Origin of the sequence: Mucilaginibacter sabulilitoris, from assembly GCF_034262375.1 — a bacterium.
Taxonomy (GTDB): Bacteria; Bacteroidota; Bacteroidia; order Sphingobacteriales; family Sphingobacteriaceae; genus Mucilaginibacter; species Mucilaginibacter sabulilitoris.
Map to the genome: position 1 here is coordinate 6,231,786 of NZ_CP139558.1, position 19,465 is coordinate 6,251,250.

The 19,465-nt window shown below is 43.1% G+C and carries 12 protein-coding genes; 2 read left to right on the forward strand and 10 right to left on the reverse strand.

The features are described 5' to 3' along the window. Nucleotides 1–364: 364 nt before the first annotated feature. From SNE25_RS26290 to SNE25_RS26320, 7 genes are all read right to left on the reverse strand, one after another. Nucleotides 365–2,668 (reverse strand): family 20 glycosylhydrolase, encoded by a 2,304-nt coding sequence (locus SNE25_RS26290; RefSeq protein ID WP_321561998.1) that lies wholly within the window; start codon nucleotides 2,666–2,668, stop codon nucleotides 365–367. Nucleotides 2,669–2,730: 62 nt separating this feature from the next. Beyond that, nucleotides 2,731–4,017 (reverse strand): glucose/galactose MFS transporter, encoded by a 1,287-nt coding sequence (gene gluP / locus SNE25_RS26295; RefSeq protein WP_321561999.1) that lies wholly within the window; start codon nucleotides 4,015–4,017, stop codon nucleotides 2,731–2,733. Between the two features lie 2 nt (nucleotides 4,018–4,019). After that, nucleotides 4,020–4,790 carry a phytanoyl-CoA dioxygenase family protein gene (locus SNE25_RS26300; protein ID WP_321562000.1) on the reverse strand — a complete coding sequence of 257 codons (771 nt, stop codon included), beginning with the start codon at nucleotides 4,788–4,790 and terminating at the stop codon, nucleotides 4,020–4,022. A gap of 10 nt (nucleotides 4,791–4,800) precedes the next feature. Continuing rightward, complete coding sequence (locus SNE25_RS26305; RefSeq protein WP_321562001.1) at nucleotides 4,801–5,619, reverse strand: sugar phosphate isomerase/epimerase family protein; 819 nt, start codon at nucleotides 5,617–5,619, stop codon at nucleotides 4,801–4,803. 11 nt (nucleotides 5,620–5,630) lie between these two features. Then, nucleotides 5,631–7,373: a RagB/SusD family nutrient uptake outer membrane protein gene (locus tag SNE25_RS26310; RefSeq protein WP_321562002.1), complete on the reverse strand. Its 1,743-nt coding sequence runs from the start codon at nucleotides 7,371–7,373 to the stop codon at nucleotides 5,631–5,633. Nucleotides 7,374–7,386: 13 nt separating this feature from the next. After that, the gene (locus tag SNE25_RS26315; RefSeq protein WP_321562003.1) at nucleotides 7,387–10,593 is read right to left on the reverse strand and encodes a SusC/RagA family TonB-linked outer membrane protein; all 3,207 of its coding nucleotides are present in this window, start codon (nucleotides 10,591–10,593) and stop codon (nucleotides 7,387–7,389) included. Between the two features lie 118 nt (nucleotides 10,594–10,711). Next, the gene (locus tag SNE25_RS26320) at nucleotides 10,712–12,298 is read right to left on the reverse strand and encodes a beta-N-acetylhexosaminidase (protein WP_321562004.1); all 1,587 of its coding nucleotides are present in this window, start codon (nucleotides 12,296–12,298) and stop codon (nucleotides 10,712–10,714) included. A 68-nt stretch (nucleotides 12,299–12,366) separates the two neighbouring features. On the opposite strand from SNE25_RS26320, the gene SNE25_RS26325 reads away from it, so the two are divergent. Continuing rightward, entirely contained in the window at nucleotides 12,367–13,254 is an 888-nt protein-coding gene (locus SNE25_RS26325) for an AraC family transcriptional regulator (protein ID WP_321562005.1), read from the forward strand. A 1,000-nt stretch (nucleotides 13,255–14,254) separates the two neighbouring features. Further along, on the forward strand, nucleotides 14,255–16,186 hold the full coding sequence (locus SNE25_RS26330) for a glycoside hydrolase family 97 protein (protein WP_321562006.1): 1,932 nt from the start codon (nucleotides 14,255–14,257) through the stop codon (nucleotides 16,184–16,186). A 323-nt stretch (nucleotides 16,187–16,509) separates the two neighbouring features. On the opposite strand, the gene SNE25_RS26335 is transcribed toward SNE25_RS26330, so the two are convergent. The 3 genes from SNE25_RS26335 to SNE25_RS26345 form a co-directional block, all read right to left on the reverse strand. Next, nucleotides 16,510–17,199: a TlpA family protein disulfide reductase gene (locus SNE25_RS26335; RefSeq protein ID WP_321562007.1), complete on the reverse strand. Its 690-nt coding sequence runs from the start codon at nucleotides 17,197–17,199 to the stop codon at nucleotides 16,510–16,512. Nucleotides 17,200–17,619: 420 nt separating this feature from the next. Continuing rightward, nucleotides 17,620–18,378, reverse strand: a complete 759-nt coding sequence (locus SNE25_RS26340; protein ID WP_321562008.1) for a DUF3108 domain-containing protein — start codon at nucleotides 18,376–18,378, stop codon at nucleotides 17,620–17,622. Then, entirely contained in the window at nucleotides 18,375–19,310 is a 936-nt protein-coding gene (locus tag SNE25_RS26345; RefSeq protein ID WP_321562009.1) for a TolB-like translocation protein, read from the reverse strand. The genes SNE25_RS26340 and SNE25_RS26345 overlap by 4 nt, the downstream gene beginning before the upstream one ends. Nucleotides 19,311–19,465: the final 155 nt, after the last annotated feature.

Sequence of the window (19,465 nt, forward strand, 5' to 3'; positions counted from 1 at the left end):
TTCTTTTGAATTATTTTGTTCTTAATCCGCTATAACTTATAGAAAATAAAACAATTGTTAAGGCGATCCACTTTATTCTATTAAAAAATACTATTAGGCCAAATTAATCCATTGCAGGCCTTGGTTCGCCATCATCCAGATTCCTAAATAAAACTATATTCAAAACGCCTATTGGTCGAGAAAAGGGTAAATAGCTTTGATAAGATTCGAATTTTGATCGATTTGAAAAACGCACGCTTGTGATTAACCAAGCGTAGAGAACTTTGTAGTTTTATTTCATCTCGACAATTGCTTTAGTGCTACCATCATTCATAAAACAGCAATCTAAATTACAGTTGACTAAAGTTATTGTATTTAACTGGTATTAATTACTTAACCATGATACTGGTATTGGTTTTAACGGGCCGGTTCCCGTACTGTATTTAAGCTCGAGATGAGAATTGCCATCGCCTTGTATATAATTCAGCCGGATGGGATGCATACCTTTTTTTAAAGCGGCCTGCCCGGCTTTTTCCGACTCGCTGTGCATGCCATCATTATTTATAACCTCATCCTCGCCGATATAGAGAACGCCACCGTCGTCGCAGGTTAAAGCGAATGTATAAATTGCTGTTTCTGGTACTTTTATAAACCCGTTAAATTTAATTGCATAGGACGGGCCCTTCAATGGTGCCGAAATTTCAAATGCGCGGATGTTAAAAACACTATCCGGCTCCTGTTTTATGCTTGTTGTAAGCTTAAACTTCCCTCTAAAAAGAGAGCCGCGCAGGCCTGCCTCAGCTATAGTTTTTTCTATGGCTTCTTTGTATGACACTCGTTTAAAATGCAGCGTATATACATCTCCCTGCCTTCCGGCAAGCGTAAATGTCGCCAGTTTCAGGTCAAGTGTATGACTGATCTTAATTGCCTTATGCATAGCCCGCGACTTTACGGTTGGCTGGCTGCCATCTGTCGTATATCGTATTATAAAATGGGGTCGCGCCGGTTGAAAAAAAGAAGTGTGTTTTACAAAAACATGATTTTCAACGATATTTTCAGGATCAGGTATCTTGTAATTGATTTTTAACGCATTCCACCGGAGGTAATGAATATTTAAGCGTTGCAAATAGGTGTTATACAATGGGCGGTAGGTCCAGCCCAGTTCGGCGAGCGCGGTCATCCTGGGCATAAGTAAATAATCGGCCCGTTTTTCGGAGGGTAGCAGTTCCGACCATAAATTTGCCTGAACGCCCATAACACGGCTTTGCTCATCTTTATTCAGGTTGTAGATGGTATCCAGCGGATTATAATGATATACGCTGAATAAGGCATTCCCTTCCGGGGGCGCATCAAAATAAAGGGGGCCATCCGGCGACATAATCAGCTTATTACCGTTGGCCGCTGCTCTCCTGGGGGCGTCAGGTGCCCATGGCCTCCAATACATGACCGTTGCCGATGAATCGATACCACCATCTACTATTTCGTCCCAGCCGATAAGAATTTTACCTTTTGTACGGAAGAAATCTAATATGTAATTATTAAAATAACTTTGTAACTGCGCCGTCGAATGAAAACCTTTAGTTTTCATAAAAGCCTGGCTTACCGGCGATGTTTCCCAGTGGCTTTTTTCAACTTCATCCCCCCCTATGTGAATATACCGCGACGGAAAGAGGGCTGCTATTTCAGTGAAAATATCTTTAGCAAATGCAAGTACAGCAGGATTGCAAGGGCAAATGGGATTGGAAAACCCGTTGGTGAATTTCACCACCGTATCGCACGTTAAATGCGGATAGATCATTTCGGCCGCCATCATATGTCCTGGCATATCTATTTCAGGAATGATCTCGACATGTCGTTCAGCCGCATAATTTATAAAGCCTTTCATTTCTTCCTGGGTATAAAACCCGCCGTATAAGGTTTTTCCGTTAACCTGTTTTAGATGCTGAGGATCAATTTTGAAGTCGGTATTTCCTGTTTGGGCAAATGCTTTCATGCCATTGGAGTCAATATCTATAAATTCGCGCCAGCCGCTTTTGAGGGCAAGGTCGGGATATTTTTTAATTTCAATACGCCAGCCCTGATCATCAGTTAAATGCAGGTGAAGCTTGTTTAACTTATACATCGCCATCATATCAACCATCTTTTTAAGATAATCCATGGAAAGGAAAGAGCGCGCTACATCAAGCATCATCCCGCGCCATTTAAAAGCCGGCCGATCTGCTATTTCTGCCGCGGGTACAGGTATGGAACTGCTTCCGTCATTCCTGCGGTCGGTTGGTATTAATTGCCGCAACGTTTCCGCTGCATAAAAAACGCCTGCAGGTTCCTTTGCCGAAATAACGATTGACCTGGTACTGATACTGAGTTTATAAGCTTCAGCGCCAATTGATGCGTCGTATTGAACAATGATATTATTGCCGCCGGTTGCTTTTTTTAACGGAGAGCTTTCGCCGTCGAAGTAATTGCCAATCACATTTTGCAGAAATACCAGTTCATTATTAAAAATCTCTGCTCCGGGTCTTGCAACAACCGCTGTATGGCTATTGATATTGAAATAACCCTTCGCCGGTTTAAGTATAGCAGGGTAAGGTATAATGTTATAGCGCACCTGTTTTACCGGCTGCGCCTGCAGGCGTGTAAAAAACATGCCGGTTAATATAATACACGCTATAGTTAGATGTTTTTTCATGTTATTTATTTAGGCCTTGAGGCATTTTTTATTTGCTTATGCTTACGTATTGACTGTTGCTGCTAATTCAGCACAGGCTTTTTCTCCGGCTGTTTAACTGACACCAAATATTGCTGAATGCCTGCATAGCCCCACGAACTGTAATAAAGTAAAAAAACATACAGCGGGAACATTACCACATATGCCTGCTGCAGGCCGAGCCTGCCAGCTATCGAGCCAAACAATAACGGTGTTAAAGCACCGCCAACAATGCCGGTAACTAGGTAAGCGGATGCTCTTTTTATATCTGCTGCCAATCCCTCAAGCGCCAACGGCCAAATAGACGGCCAAAGAAGCGCATTGAAAAAACCCGCCAGTACCAGTTCCCATATTGCCCATTTACCCGGCGTAAACAGCAAACCGCAAGTGATCAGCAAACCTGCTGCCGACGAGTAAAACAGCGCCATCCGTTGTTTAATATACCGGGGTATGGCAATAATACCGATAAGGTAGGCTATTATCATTGCCACAAGTGTGAAAGTGGCGAAATATTTTGCATTATAAAAAGGCACCCCTTTATATTCGGCGAAGCTGATGATAGTATCAACAGCCAGCACTTCGGCACTTACCCCGCAGAAGATTGCGATTGCCCCCAGTAGCAGGTAACGGGCTTTTATTGTGCTGCGCCCGGTGTCAGTTGTTTGCTGTTCTTTTATATCCGGCAACGAAGAGTACCGTACCAGCAAGCCCAAAAACACAAGGATGATACCGAGCGAAAAATAAGGCATAACCATACGATGAATTAGGTCAGTCATTACCTCCTGCGCTTTAAGAGGCGATAGCAGCGGCAGCAACTTCTTAACATGATCAATCTCGTCAGGTGTTTTAGTTACAATCTTCAGAAAAATTAAAGGGGCAAATGCGCCCGCTATCTTATTGCATATTCCCATGATGCTCATACGCTTCGCAGCGCTTTCCATCGGCCCCAATATGGTTACATAGGGATTAGCGGCAGTTTGCAGTAACGTAAGACCAGTTGCCTGTACAAATAATCCCGTCAGAAACAGGGTGTAACTTTTGAAATTAGCGGCTGGAATAAACAAAATAGCACCTGCTGCCATCACAAATAATCCATACATCATCCCTTTTTTGAAACCGGTAACCCGTAAAATCCGCGAGGAAGGAAATGCCATTACGAAATAAGAAATGTAAAAGGCGAAAGTCACCATCATCGCTTCGTTTATCGATAGCTGGAGTGATAGCCTGAAATAAGGTATCAGGATAGCGTTAAGCCAGCTAACAAATCCGAAAACAAAGAAAAGGAAACCAATAATCAGCATAGGTGAATTTTTCTTAGCGAATAAAGCCATGCTCATGATTTAACATCGGAATTACGTGCCTGCCGCTCGGCAGCATTACCCGTTCTGCCATGGTCAAAGCCCTGTTCGCGCTCCAAATCGATCATTTGCTTCGGTCTGAAATTAATAATTAACGCGCGCCGGTTGCTCCCAGTAGTATTGCCCCTGCTATAGTGCAAAGTTGCACCATGGTGCAATACGCATGAGCCAGCCTTCAGTTCAATTCCAATACCTTCGGTTTCAGTTGCCTCACATGATAGGGCGCTCCCTGCACCGCCCGCACTGCGATGTGTTCGCAACGGCAGCAAATGCGAGCCGGGAACATACCACATACAACCGTTATCAAGTATGGCTTCATCTAAAGCAAGCCAGAAACTCACTGCCCGTTTATCGGGCATATTGATCCAGTAAGCGGCATCCTGGTGCCACGGGGTAATTGTAGCTGTGTGAGGCGCTTTGTTAATCAGCATATCAAAGTCCATCGCCATATCTTCTCCTTCAAGTTCCTTTGCCAATTTCAGGGATTGTTTATGATATGCCATATCAACCAGGGGTGGAAAAAAGTCGCTCGGCCACATAATTTGGGTTATGTTTTCTACGCTTTTATTATTCCCTAAACCGACCCCAAGGTCAGTCCGGTTTTTGCCGGCATCAATCGTGCCGTTCAGAAACTGGTCATAAATTTCGCAATAGTTGCGAAGTTCTTCGGCAGAAATGATGTTTTCTACCACCAGGTAACCATTTTTTTCAAAAAAAGCCTTTTCGGCCGGGCTTAAAATATTCATATAGGTCTGATTAATTGTCATTATATCTCCGTCTTAAAAATTGCATCATGTAATGATTGATTTCCCACTGGCTGGCCAATGGCTGCCCAGTGAACGGACTGGCCGGCATATAAGGCACAGGCCCAAACTCGGGGGTGATGCTGAGTGTCGCAGCATTGCTGTTTTTCCTTATTTCAAAAATGTTATCCCACCAGTTGAGGTGTACCTGCAATGCCGCGGAATATTCCGGCAGGCGCGGATCAATTACCTGAGGCCCCTGAGGATGGCCCACCCGCGCATGGATATGAAAGCACCTTTCCCTGATCTGACTTAAAGCCAGCGCCTGATCTTCGAGGTACGATTCGCATACGGTGCAGAAATGTGAAAAATCGGCAGTAAAGCCTAAACCCGGGAACCCGTCAAGATACTGTATACATTGCAGAGGATGAAATGCGAAACGGCCGCGGTGTGTTTCATGAAGTATTTTTACACCTGATGCCAGCTCAGCCTCGGCCGCTATTTGAATGAGTTCCCGGTTTTGGTTAAAATTGTAAAAATCTCTTCCGGTATGGCTGTTAATTAATAGGGGGTTAAAAGATATTAACCATTCGATGTTTTTCCTGAAACTGGACCTATAAGCTTTAAAGTCACTGCCAACGGCAAAGCACTGCTGCCCGATGATCAACAGGCCAAGCGCAGCTGCCAGTTCTATAAATTCTTCTTTGTGCATGTAATCGGGAGTAAAACCAAATTCAATACCATCATATCCTGCATTTTTTATTTTATGCAGCATTTGGGGGACCGGCATATCGGCCAGTCCCCACATCGGACAAAAGAACAGTACTTTCATTATCGTTTTTTTTACCAGCCAGGATTATTACCCCCAAGGGCAGGATTGAGTACTAACTGATCTGACGGCAATGGCAGCAGGTAATCTCTGTTATTATTAAACTTGTAGCCATTTGTTAGGGCAGGCACTTTTCCGAATGGCAGGATATAGCCTTTGCTGTCAACGGTGTATTTACTCAACACCGCAGCCGGGAACAGGGTGGCCCATTGTTTTAGTTTAGCACCTTTTGGCTGCCAGCCTGCAATGAGCGTTTTTGCGGCTGCCCATCTGAATATATCATCATGCCTGAAGCCCTCACACGCAAGTTCAATCCTGCGTTCGCGTCTTACCTCGTTAATAACCGGAGAAAGATCAGGGAATGTCCAGTCAGGGTCATTTACAATGCCGGATATATTGAGCGATGGCATCCCAACCCTGCCCCTCAACTTGTTGATGCTTTTATCCGCATCGCCCTGAGTAAGGATGCCCAATTCTGCTTTAGCTTCAGCAAAATTGAGTAATGCCTCGGCAAACCTGAAATAAATAAGCGCTTGGGTTGAGTTTTCAACCTGTTGTGAAGCATCGCTTATATTTCCCTTTAACAGTTCATAACCAGTTGGCGCATTTGCCGAATTGGCAAAATCCGGTTTGGTAAAGATCACGTCAGGAGCGCCTCCTGCCCTGTTACTTGTAATTACAGCACCGTTTGTAAATATAGTTTGCCGTAACCGCGGATCACGATTTTTAACCACCTGCTGCAGCGAGTCATCACCCTGATACAGCGGGCTTACACCAATAGGCTTACCATCGGCACATAAGTAATCATCAACAAGGTTTTTGGTAATACCCCTGTCAAGTCCCAGCGGTACAAAAAGATACCAGTGCTGATATATCCCCAGCGAATTATCAAACTTGCGCCAAAACATCACTTCATTGCTATTGCTGTAATCTGTTTGATTAAATAGCTTTCGGTAACCATCCGCAACACCAACATTATCCAGCGTAAACCCTGCCTCATTATCAATTAAAGTACCGGCTGCATCGGCCGCTTTTTTTAAAAAATCGTTCCCGTTCGCTCCTGTTACACCAAACGGTGTCCCGCTATGGTATTTTTCCCAAGTTCCCTCGTATAGGGCTACCCTTGATTGAAGAAGCATGGCCACCTCTTTATTTATCCTTCCCACCTGGCTGCCGTTCCTTGACGGGAGATACGCGATAGCGTGATCTAGATCGGCCAAAATAGAATCAGCAACAATGTTTCGCGGCAGACGAGCTCCGTACAGCTTTTTATCATCTGAGTTTAAAGCCTTATTGATCCAGGGTAAGGGGCCAAATTTTTTCAGCATATCAAAGTAAAACATCGCTCGAAGAAAGAGCGTTTCGCCAACATAGGGTTTAAGGTTATCCCAGCTATCATTTACTTTATGATAATTGTCCATAAAATAATTGAGTGTGCGTAATTTAGTCCAGTCCCATCCGCCGCCGCTTGCCGGCACCACCGTTTCGCCATTCAGGGCCGAGTTGTAAGGTAATTTAACCATATTATCGCTGCCCATGTCGGCGTCGTCGCCATAAACTCCCACCTGGAAATAATCTGAATATGGAGGGAACATGGTATTATAGTAGTTATTGGTATACAACTTCAGGTCGTTGGTTGATTTCCAGTACTCAGCGTCACTGATAATCACATTAGGCTTCTGATTAAGAAAGTCTTTGGCACATGACGTAACCAGCAAACAGCAGGCAGCCAGGTAAAATATATATTTAAGTTTCATGTTGATTATACTATTAAAGTGTAACATTCAGGCCTGCAGAAAATATTCGCTGTATCGGGTATAGTTTGGCATCACCAACCGCAAGCTCAGGATCTATTGATTGTTGTAATTTGGTAAATGTTGCAAGGTTATCGCCGCTCAGGTAGATACGTACTTTTTGCACACCGATTTTTGAAATAAGCAATGCGGGCAAAGTATAACCTACCTGTATATTTTTAATGCGCAAGTAAGCTGCATTTTGAAGGTAACGGGTTTGTACCTGCATGTTCTTGTTCATTTCCCCGGTCATGTAATACTTAGGAAAAAATCCGTTTGGCGCATTCGGTGTCCACCTGTCAAGATTTTGATCAAGCACAGTACTTTGCCATTCACCTCCAATGATTCCCCAATACATATTAGAGCCTATCCACACATCGCGTTTGGCGACGCCCTGTACAAAAAACGATACATCAAAGTTTTTAAATGATCCGCCCAGCGATAGGCCATAAGTATATTGCGGTGTGTTATTGCCAATAATTTTGAGGTCGCCGTGATTGGATAATGTATTATTTCCGTAATCGATTATCCCGTCTTTATTAAGGTCGTTGTATTTAACATCGCCCGCGGTCCAGTTTCCGCCAAAAATTTTCTGCTGATTAGGCGATGAGGCGACTTCCGCAGCCGATTGGAAAAGGCCGGCTGTTTGATAGCCCCATATTTCGCCCATCTTCATGCCCTCATACCAATCCGACAATAAGCTTGTGGAGTTAGGGTATTTAACCACTTTGCTGGTTGCGTTGCTCAGCACCCCCTTTGCGAAGTAATTGAATTTTCCGATATGGTCCCGCCATGAAACTGTTAACTCAAAACCAGTGGTACGCATGGCTGCATTATTTGCCTTTGGAACGCTGGTACCCAGCACCGACGGCAATGATTGAGCAGGGCCCACAAAATCTGACGCATTGCGCACATACCAGTCATAGGCTATAGCAAGCCTGTTCTTTAAAACTTCGGCATCAAGACCAATATTGGCCGACTTGATGGTAGCCCAGGTAAGGTTCGGGTTAACGAGGCCGGGAGGGGCTATGTAAGCCTGCCTTCCGTCTCCAAATATCCAGTTGGTTGATGTCGGGGCGACGGTGCCCAGGCTTGGGTAGAACGGGTAATAGTTATTGCGGTCGGGATTATCGCCCCACTGATCGCCTAATGAACCGTATGATGCCCTTATCTTCAATACGTTTACCGTCGGTTGTATGGATTTCCAGAATGCCTCTTCAGACACCACATAGCCGGCCGAAACCGATGGATATAAATTCCACCTATGCCCTGCCAGAAAACGCGAAGAAGCATCATATCTTCCGTTCACCTCAAGCAGGTACTTATCTTTATAATTATAATTAAACCTGCCAAAAAAACCTTCAATAGACAGCCGCATATCGTTATCACCAACAGAAGGGGTAGGATTATAGGTTAAATTCAACGAAGGAATATCATTGGAATACAGCAGCGAGTTGCTGGCGTTTAAAGATGTTAAACGAGTGTAATCTTTAATATATCCTCCCAGTAGCTGAAAGTTGTGCGCACCGAAATGCTTATCATAAGAAGCATATATATTGGTAATATAATGATCCTGCTTCAGGTAATTTTCTGCCAAAGAATTGTTTGGATCGGTTTGAAATTCTACAACTTTATTTCCGCTTGGCAGCACGGTGTACACTGTTTTGTTAAAATCGCTCTCGTTGTAATTTTGCCCGTCGTAGGTAAAATTGGCTGTCAAGTTTAATCCCTTAACGGGCTTCAGTACCACCTCGCCGGTTAACATGGGCTTGTCATTGGTATAAATGTCCCGGCCACCCTGGGTAAACAGGTTTATGTTAGAATAATCGGAATAATTTCCGTCGGGATTTTTCAAAGGTGTTGTTGGTAATTTACGGGCAATCTGGTGCATATAGTTCCCCCCTGTTGCCGCGGCATAGGTTGCAGGCGTATTGCTTAACTCGCGTGAAAATGAACTTCTGAAGTTAAGCGTAATGATATCCGACACATTGGATGAAATATTAGCGCGCAGGTTATATCTTTTATAAGTATCCTTCATAAAATTGTACATGCCATTTTTATCCAGCAAACCAGCTCCCACATAATAACTGGAATTGGCACCGCCTCCGTTTACACTTATGTTATGCTGCTGGCTGAATGACCATGGTTTAAAAAATATTTTAAACCAGTCGTTATTGCCATTGCCGGTGTTGGGCCCTGTGCCTGTAAAATAACCTATTCCGGAGCCCAGCCAGTCGTCGTTATTAGGGTCCTTAATGGTTTCGGTTTTCAAAGCACCTGCCTGGTAATCTTTTATGCGCTGGATAGTTTCATCACTGAACCATGGTGCCCTTCCGGAATTTACAAAGGCCTCATTGTAGATGTTTGCGAAATCCAATGAATTAACCATATGCGGAAGGTTAATTGTTTGCGCCAGGGAAAAGTTGTTATTATAGGAAATTGTGGTTCTCTGATTTTTTTTACCTTGCCTGGTGGTAATGAGCATGACACCATAGGGAGCGCTTGAACCGTAAATGGCAGAAGAGGCGGCGTCTTTGAGTATGGATATTGACTCAATATCCGCAGCGTTGATATTGTTGATATCTCCGCCCGGCACACCATCAATAACAATAAGCGGAGATGCTGAAACGCCGAAGCCGGTGTATCCCCTCACATTGATATTTGGAGCTGCAGCCGGCGAACCGCCGCCTGATGACTGGGTTATATTTAAATTGGCTACCTGGCCCTGAAGTGCCTGCGCAACATCAGTAACCGGCCTGTTTTGAAGATCTTTTGATGATACAGTGACAACAGAACCGGTAAGGTCTACTTTCTTACGCTGTCCGTAACCGACTACCACCACATCCTGAAGCGAATTACTGGATGCCTCCAATTGTACTTTTAGCGGCGCGGTCCGCTTAACTTCAACCTCCTGCGTAATAAAACCGATAAACGAAACCACTAACCGGTTTGACGTCCTTTTCAAAGCGATGGTAAAAGTGCCGTCCTGCGCGGTAGTTTTCACATTGCCCGTATTTTTTTCAGTAATAGTTGCCCCGGAGAGCGGCAAACCATCGGCAGATACCACACTCCCCTTTATTACTGTACCTGCTCCGATCCTTTCCTGGGCCAAAAGCAAACATGCAGAGCAACAAAGGAGCATTGCGCATGCAAAAAAAGATCTCAGAAGTAGTTTTCTTCTCATAACTTCTTGTTTTTAAATTGTTTATAATTAATTATTTGGTTTATTCAGGCATAATACTCTCCCTCACAGGTAGTTGGGGCCACCCGTAACACATGGTTATAATAAAATGAGGTAAAGCTTAGTTAAAATCTCCAGCGTAGTAATTTACGCCCATAAGCTCAAGCCAGCGCCTGTGGTATCGCTGTCGGAGCCGGAATGCCGCATAGTCAAGATCATCGGCGGCCGACCAGGCCCGTTCGGCAAGGCCCAGTATGCGGGGAAATAACTGATAGTCGGTTTTGGCGGGTGTTCGGTCTATGTGCGACCAAAAGTTCGCCTGTATTCCCAAAATGTGCTTCTTAAGCGTATCACCAGGCGCGGCGCCTTCAAACGGATTAAAATCAAATACTTTTTTGGTATTTATGGCATCATAGCCATAATCAAAGTACATGTGGGAAGTTGGGGTCATTACAACATCGTAACCTTTTGACGCCGCCTGAAGCCCCGGCTGGCTACCCGTCCAGCTCATCACGATCCAATCTTTTGTTAAAAACTCATTATCATGCAGTATTTCGTCCCAGGCAACCGGCCGCTTGCCTTGCTTAACAACAAAATCATGTAGTTTCTGCATAAAATAGCCTTGAAGCGCACTGGTATTCGGGAGCTTTTCGGCAAATACTACTTCCTGGCACCTGGGGCAGCTTTGCCAATAATTTCTCGGAACCTCGTCGCCCCCAAGATGTAAATATCCGGACGGGAAAAGCTGGGCTGTTTCGCCGATAACCGTTTGAAAAAAATTCAGGGTGGCGGGGTTGCCAACACAAAACACATCATTTACCGCAGGCCCCTTTGAAAATGGCGCTACCGGTGATATTTTATAATTACACAAAAGTTCGGGGTAGGCAAATAAAGCAGCATGACTATGCCCCGGCGATTCAATTTCGGGTACCAGCTCAACATTTCTTGAAGCTGCATAACTCACCAATTGCTGAATATCAGTGGTTGTATAGTACCCTTCAACCTCCTTAGGCTCATGGTATAAGGTATCAAACCTGGATGCTTGTATGTTTAATTGCGAATAGCCTTTAACCGGCATTCGCCAACCCTGATCATCGGTTAAATGAAGATGCAAGATATTCAGTTTGTAAAAGGCCATCCTGTCGATGGTGCTTTTTACATAATCCGGCGACATGAAAGTTCTTGACACATCGAGCATTAACCCGCGCCATTTAAACCGTGGGGCATCTGTAACGTCAACGGCGCGTAGCAATATGCCTTGTTCTTTAACATCTGTCGTTGTTTCAGGCAGCGGCAACAACTGCACCAGGCTAACACAGCCGTAAAATAATCCACCCGAAGTGCCTGCCTCTATCACAACCCGGTTGGATGTAATATTCAAATGATAGGATTCGTTGCCTGTTACTCGTATGTTATTTTTCAGGGAAATACTGTTATTTATAGTCTTTTTTGATTCATTAACTATCGCAAGGCGGTAGCCGGTTAAAATGGCTATCTTTTCCTGAAGAAAAGCGCCCTGATTTGTCAAGTTACCGGCAGCTACAATTTTAGTTGCCGAATTAATTATAAACGCCCCCGGCCTGTATGCTATGTGCTGTGGTTGGGGAATGATATTTTGTGCACCTGCTGTAACAGCGGCCAGCATGCCGGCAAAAAGTGCGACAAATATCTTACTAAGCTTTAAATGGTTATAATAATTTCTTAACATGTTACTAAGGTATATGGCTTATAAATAAAACATTCATAGATTTGAATGATAGTACTATTTTATAAATCATGCACGTAAAAATAAACGCCTCAAAAACAAGAACAATCATTGATTTCCGCCAAAGCGGTTTTAGTGAACTGGTGGTGCTGGGGAAATATAATTACAACAAAGCCGAAGATATTCTGGAAAACCATGTACACGATCGTATGATTGAGATATGCTACAGCGATAAAGGCAGCCAGTGGTTTGCTGTAGAAAAACAGCGGTATTTAGTAAAGGGAGGCGATGTTTTTATACATTACCCTGATGAATTGCATGGATCTGGAGGCTATCCTGAGGAAAAAGGGTGCCTATATTGGTTTATTATCAAGGTCCCTAAAAAAACAAAGGCGCAAAGCACCACCGCTTTCCTGATCAATCAATTAATTGATATGAACAGACGGCATTTCAGGGGTGATGGTTCTATCAAAAAAATGCTTGAAGAAATTTTTAAGGTCAGCCGGTCGGAGGAAGAATCAATGCAAATGCTGAAAATAAAGATTAATCTTTTGTCGCAGCTGTTTTTATTAAAGTTGATTGAACTGGCCAACAAGAAAACAAATGATACGGACAATGAAAGGCTAAGTAAGATCTACGAGTTGATTAACAACAGCATTACCCAAAACTTAACGATAGAAAGGCTGGCCAATGAGGTGAACCTTTCTGAATCCCGTTTTAAGAACTGGTTCAGGGACCTGTCAGGCTTTACCCCCCTGGATTTTGTACAGCGCAAAAGAGTAGAGCATGCTATGGACAGGATCAAACAGAACCCAGATATTAATTTCAAAGACCTTGCTTTGGAACTCAATTTTTCTTCCCAGCAATACTTTACAACGGTTTTAAAAAAATTTACCGGGAAAACACCCAGTGAAATAAAGCAATCAACACTTGAATTGAATACGCCCGGGGAACCCTGACTCCTTCACTCCGAAACGAATCCCAACCGCCGCACCCGTCTGGAGGCATTCTTTTTTACTCCTGAAAACTGCCTGCATTAACAATATACCGCCAAGTATCCTTAGCTGTTACAGTTGCCGGATCAATTAAATCTCTTCGGGGGAACCCATCGCACGCTTAGAATAAAATAAGTCCCTCATAAAATACCGCTGACATCCGTGACGGATAGCGCAACTTCGGTATTTATTACTTACCACCGGCACCCCGGCTTATATCATTTGTCCAACGCCGAAATAGCTTATTTCAGCTATTGAAGACCGTTTGGCCGCGCCATAGATTTGCATTGTCAGAAAACAAGGAAACCATACTTAAACAACTGTTTTACAAAACAATACACAAAAATCTGAAGAAAAATACAGGTATTTAAAAGCAAAAAATCATAAAAAACTAAACCAGCCGGGCCAACAGCCATCGGTGTTGCCTGCGGAACAATAACCGTGTTTAACCTTATTTGGGGCGTTTCCTGTATACTGGATTCCTGGGGGCCGCTTACGCCCACTACTCCGCTAAGTTGAAACTAAATTTTGCACCTTAATGTGTCCTGCAAAATTGTGTCACAGTATTATAACACTCGAACCCGGATTTCTATCACCTTTCGGGTACGCGTGTTTATGGTCGTATTTATTCCTGGAAGAATACGGCGAGTATTACCACCGCATTTTTTTGCTTACAATTTTGATTTCAAACAGTTTTTATCGTATGAAAAAAATACTTCAATGATTGAATCGCTCTTTTTGAAACTAGTACGACATTTTTCGACATTTGCAATAGAGTCCTTCCTTTCAATTCTTTTAACTTAAAAACATGAAAATTTGAATTCTCTCTGTTAAGAATATTAATATAGAGGCGACCAGCTAATTCGCAGTGATAATAAAGTCCATTCATGTAACTATATTGTCCATTTTTTTAATGATGGTAGTTGTTTTAATTTAACAACTGTATTATTACGCCTCTGATCACATGAAAAACAGATTTATTTATTGCGCTTTAAGCTTAACAGCGCTTAATGTATTTTTTTTAACTGCGAACTGCCTTGCTCAAACAAAAGCGCTCGACGTACAATCTGAAGATCACCTGAATAAAATTACCTTGTTTTTAAGCGGAGAGGGAAGGCTATCTTATAATGTAACCCGGAGAAATAAAATAATAATTGCCAGCTCTCCTCTTGGTCTGAGTTGCAACGATCAGGATTTTACATCCGGATTGTCGGTTGTTGCTATTTCGCCTGTTCAAAAAAAAAGAGAACAATATGAATTAAAAGTAGCAAATAATAAAAGTGTAGACCATGTTTTTGAAAGCAGGAGCATTACTCTTAAAAATGAACTAGGAGCATTAATCATAATGGATCTGGTTGCCGGAAAAGAAGGTGTGGCGTTTCGTTACCGGTTTCACGATGGGGCAAAACAAGTTCGGTCAATAAAAGATGAACTTACCGGTTTTCATATTGCACCAAATTCAAAAGGCTGGATGGAGCCGTATAATAAGGCCGGCAAATATACCCCTGGGTATGAAGATTTTTACCTGAACGTAAATTCGGGCGACTCTATTTTCAACCCACGGAACCCGTCTGTCGGTTGGTGTATGCCTGCCCTTTTCAACGTAAATAACAACAAAAATTGGGTATTGATTGCAGAATCGGGCACGGATGGCTCTTATCCTGGCTGTCATTTACAACCAGATGCTAAAGGTGGCATTTATCGAATTGCGTTTGCTGAAAAAGACGAAAAATACACCCTCCCGTTGGCCGACAAAGAACATGCTTATCCCGAGTCAAGCCTTCCCTGGACTATGCCATGGCGGACCATTGTTATAGGAGATCAAGCAGGAGATATATTGCTGTCAACTTTGATCACCGATCTGGCGCCTGCTTCAAAAATTGAAGATATTTCGTGGATAGAACCGGGGAAAGCGGCATGGTCATGGTGGTCTCACCCGGATGATCATTCGCCAGAAATTTACAATGAATTTACAGATCTTTCAGCATCCTTAGGCTTTAAGTATACTCTTTTTGATGCCGGGTGGGAAAAAGCTAACAGAGAAGGAAAGATTATTGACCATGCTATTGCAAAAGGCGTTAAGCCATTGGTTTGGGGTTATTCATCAGAATATTTTGATCCGAAAAAAAGAAAAGCAAGGTTTAAGCAACTGGCCGAGATGGGGGTTAAAGGGGTTAAGATAGATTTTTGGTGCTCGGACAGGCAGGAAGTAATGGCAGCTTTGCAATCGGTTTTTGAAGATGCGGCTAAAGAGCATTTATTAATAGATCTTCACGGCACCACCGTCCCGAGGGGCTGGCAAAGGACCTGGCCAAATTACGTAACAGCCGAGGCCTCACTGAGAACAGAGAGCTACTTTTACGAGCCTAGATTTCCTGAAAAAGCTGCGGAACAAAACACGGTAGTGCCTTTTACCAGAAATGTAGCAGGCCCTGTCGACTATACGCCCTTTGCATTAACCATAAGAAAGTACCCCCGTTTAAACACAGCAGTTCATGAGCTTGCTACAGCCATGACATATACATCGGGGATTATTCATTTTGCAGATTCAAAAGAGGTGTTTGATTCGCTCCCGGTTGACGTTAAGAATCTGTTTAAAGAAATGCCTTCCACGTGGGATAGAACGGAATGCATCATAGCGGAACCAGGTAAATCGTTAGTGCTTTCCCGGCAAAAAGACGCACTTCATTATATTGTAGGAATAAACGGTACCAACAATAAATTACCCGTTAAACTGGATCTCCAAAAATGGGGCGACGGCTTTTCTAAATTCAGGTTAATATCAGAAGGAAAGGATCGATTAATGGAATTCAAAGTGCAAACGTATCCTATCAAGTCCGACTGGTCATATGTGTTGGTTCCTAAAGGAGGCTTTATTATTCAGTTTATTAAATAAGAATAATTTAGGGTTTTAACTCCCGACGCCTGAAAACAAATTTTTCCAAATATTCCAAAGTTAATGGTTTGCTGATGAACTGTATTGAAACCAAATGATTTACAGCACGTTCGATGTTATGTCTGATTATGGCCCTGGCATGCATGCCTTGTTGAGAATCTTTTCAGAGAGAACAAGATTTGCCGGGAAATTAATGTCTTTGGAGTTTGGTTCCCCTAATATACCGCCTGCACCTTCACCTACCGGGTAGGCAACCAGCCGCCACTGATGCAGTATTTGATCTTATAAAACCTTACGAACAAGGTCGCCTTAAATAAGGATTATCATTTTAAAACTTCTTTATTCAATGCTACAATAAGCTCGTCGGCAGTATTAACTACTTTTGTTATAATCCCCGATTTATTAACTATCAAGTGCGTTGGATATAGATTGATGTCTAATTTTTTTGTCAAATAATTCTTCTTGTCAGGAACTGTTGCATAATCGAACCGCGTTTTCTCAAAAAACTTGTTTACATCTTTTTTTTGATCAAATACGAGGCTGACAAAAAGTATATCTTTTCGATTTCTATACTGCTGAACAAGCCGGTTGAGATCTGGAATTTCTTCTCTGCAAGCCTGGCAAGATAAAAACCAACATTTTAGCACCAAAGTTTTTCCCAGACATGTTTGCTGATTATAATCCTTACCATTTAAATCTGTAAAATTAAAATCCGGCAACCGTCGCCCCTCCATTTGAAAATGTTGATAATCCAGCTCCCCCCAACCCTTAAGTGTGCCTTTAACATTGTTTAAAACAGGGCCCTTTACTTTGTAAAGTTTATATAAAGCGAGCTTAGGAGATTGTAAGCGTACAGGTAAGTAATTTCCGGTTGCGAAAAGTTTCAAAAATGTCCGTTTGTTTAAACGGTGTCCATTTGTATCGTAACCAATAAAATCTTCTGACAGCATTAAAAAATCCTGATTATAGTAGAGCAAACTCATAGTGTTCTTTAGAATTTGCGCCGGTTCCATAATTGGTGTCGCAGGGGTTACTTGCTGGCTACAAACAGCGTGTATAGATAAATACGCACTAATTAAGATACAAAAGCAAAATCTCATAATAGCAATTTTAAAATCAACTACCCAGTCGGAGTTCCCTTTTCCTTCATAACCTTGAATTTAAAGCAATCTTCATCATATTTTTTTAACGAAGGTTCTATTCATATAACGTTTACGCAACAGGCTATATTTTAGTTTTACAATATAGTTACCCCGTCGCAGCGCATGCCCACCGGCGGGATAAGGTTTTTCCATTTTCCCTCAATTATATTATAACGCATGCATAGTGGTAACTTCTGCATAGGCCTGTCTGGAAATAACAGCGTCTTCTTCCAGTTTTCTTGATTATACAGTATCTACCATCATTACTTACAATAGCCTGATTTGACGCAATTACATGTTGACATTTACGGGCATTTTGATCTTAGAGCGGTGCATACCCTGCCCGTAATCATCTTCTTCGCGCAGGAATTCATGATCCACTTTACTGATCCAGTAAGTTTCCGTGTAGCTGATTTTGCCGGAAGTGCCTTGGGTAAATAGTTTCCAGCAGTCCACAGGTTTACCGCCGTAGCTGATCACTTCACTGCCGGTCACTTTGTGGGTTACGTATTTAGGGGGACCCAGCCCGGCATCGTAAAAATTAATGGCAAAAACTTTTCCAGCAGCCAGCGGCAGCATTTCAAAAGTTTCAATGTCCAGGTTCCAGTTGTAATTGGGTGCGCTGAAATCAAGTGTAAAGCCTTTTTTGCTGTTATTAGCCACGCTGTCGGCTCCGTTAATGCGTGTAGCAGTCCAGTTATAAGCATTGGTTTTCCCCCTGACGGTCTCTGAGTGATAAATAGGGTCAAAATCGCTGGCCCGGTTAATAGAATAAACGCTGCGATAAGCCATGGTATCGGCGGCATACCAGCGTTGGGTAATCATGATTGCTGGGATGTTGTTGTGTTTTTCCTTTTTGATAGTCCGCAGCCAATACCATAAAAAGCTGCTTTTAGGCATTTTAGGGTTAGTCATCACAATCAGGTACTGGTTCATACCCGGTTTCAAATATTCTGTATGCAGTTGTTTACCGGGCAGTTTAATGGTATCGGTTTGTGCATTGGCCACGGTGGCCGTTGCAAGTAATAGGCAAAAGAATATGTTTTTCATGGCAGATGGATAGCGATCATTAAGATATTGCCACGGTTGTTATAAATGCTGTTGTTTTCCTGCACCAACTGGTCATAATTGAGTGCGGGTTTGGTGAGGTCGCGTTTATAAAAGCCTTTGACACGGTCGGAGGTATAATACAAAGTTTTGTTATCGGCAGAAACATGCGGCGACGAATTATTGTTGCCGTTATTAACCTCTGGGCCAAATTTTTCTTCAGGCGTCCACTGGCCGTTACGGTTAAAGCTGATACAAATATCGTTGCCATCTAAATAAACCAGATAACTTTCATCGGGCGCGATGAATGGATCCTGCACCTCTTTGGCGCCGGGCACCATTACTTGTTGGGGTATTTCGTAACGACCACTTTTCCATCTGGCGTAAAAACTTTGCATCCCTTCCAAGCCTTTGCGGCGTGAACAATAGTAAAGTGTGCCTTTTTGGCTAACAGATGGGGCATAATTATCTACCCCGGTGATGTTAATTGTCGAATCCAGGTGATGCAGGTTGCCCCAGGTATTCCCGGTACGCTCGGCATACCAAAGGTGGGTTACGCGTTGCGGGGTATCCTGATCGGCACCGGGCAGAAAGGGCCGGCTGGATATAAAAAAGAGCATACTCCCATCGGGGGCCACAAACGGGTCGGTGTCGCGGAAGCGGCCGGAAAATGGCACCACTTCGGGTTTTTGCCATACGCCATTTACTTGTTTGGCGCTGATGATCGTCCAATATATATCACCTAAAGAGCTATAAGCGGTAGTACCGTCGGGTGAAAATGATACAGACCATTCGCTGTAAGGGGTGGACAATATGCCGGGGGCAAAAACCTGCGACGTGGCACCACTGTCAATAAGCAGACGTTTTTTTCCTTGCCCAAACAATAGCGCCGGCAGCAGCATTACGGATAAAAGATAAAGGCGGATCCTGGTCATGATTCAAACCTGTTCATTATCTTTTTACCGGACAAAAGAAATCAATCATTACCCTTTTTTTTTCAATGAATTGAACGTGGTGTCCAATCGATTAAAAATAGCAGGGTATTAATTGAAATGCTTAACACCCTGGCTTCGCTGGAATTAATTTGGCA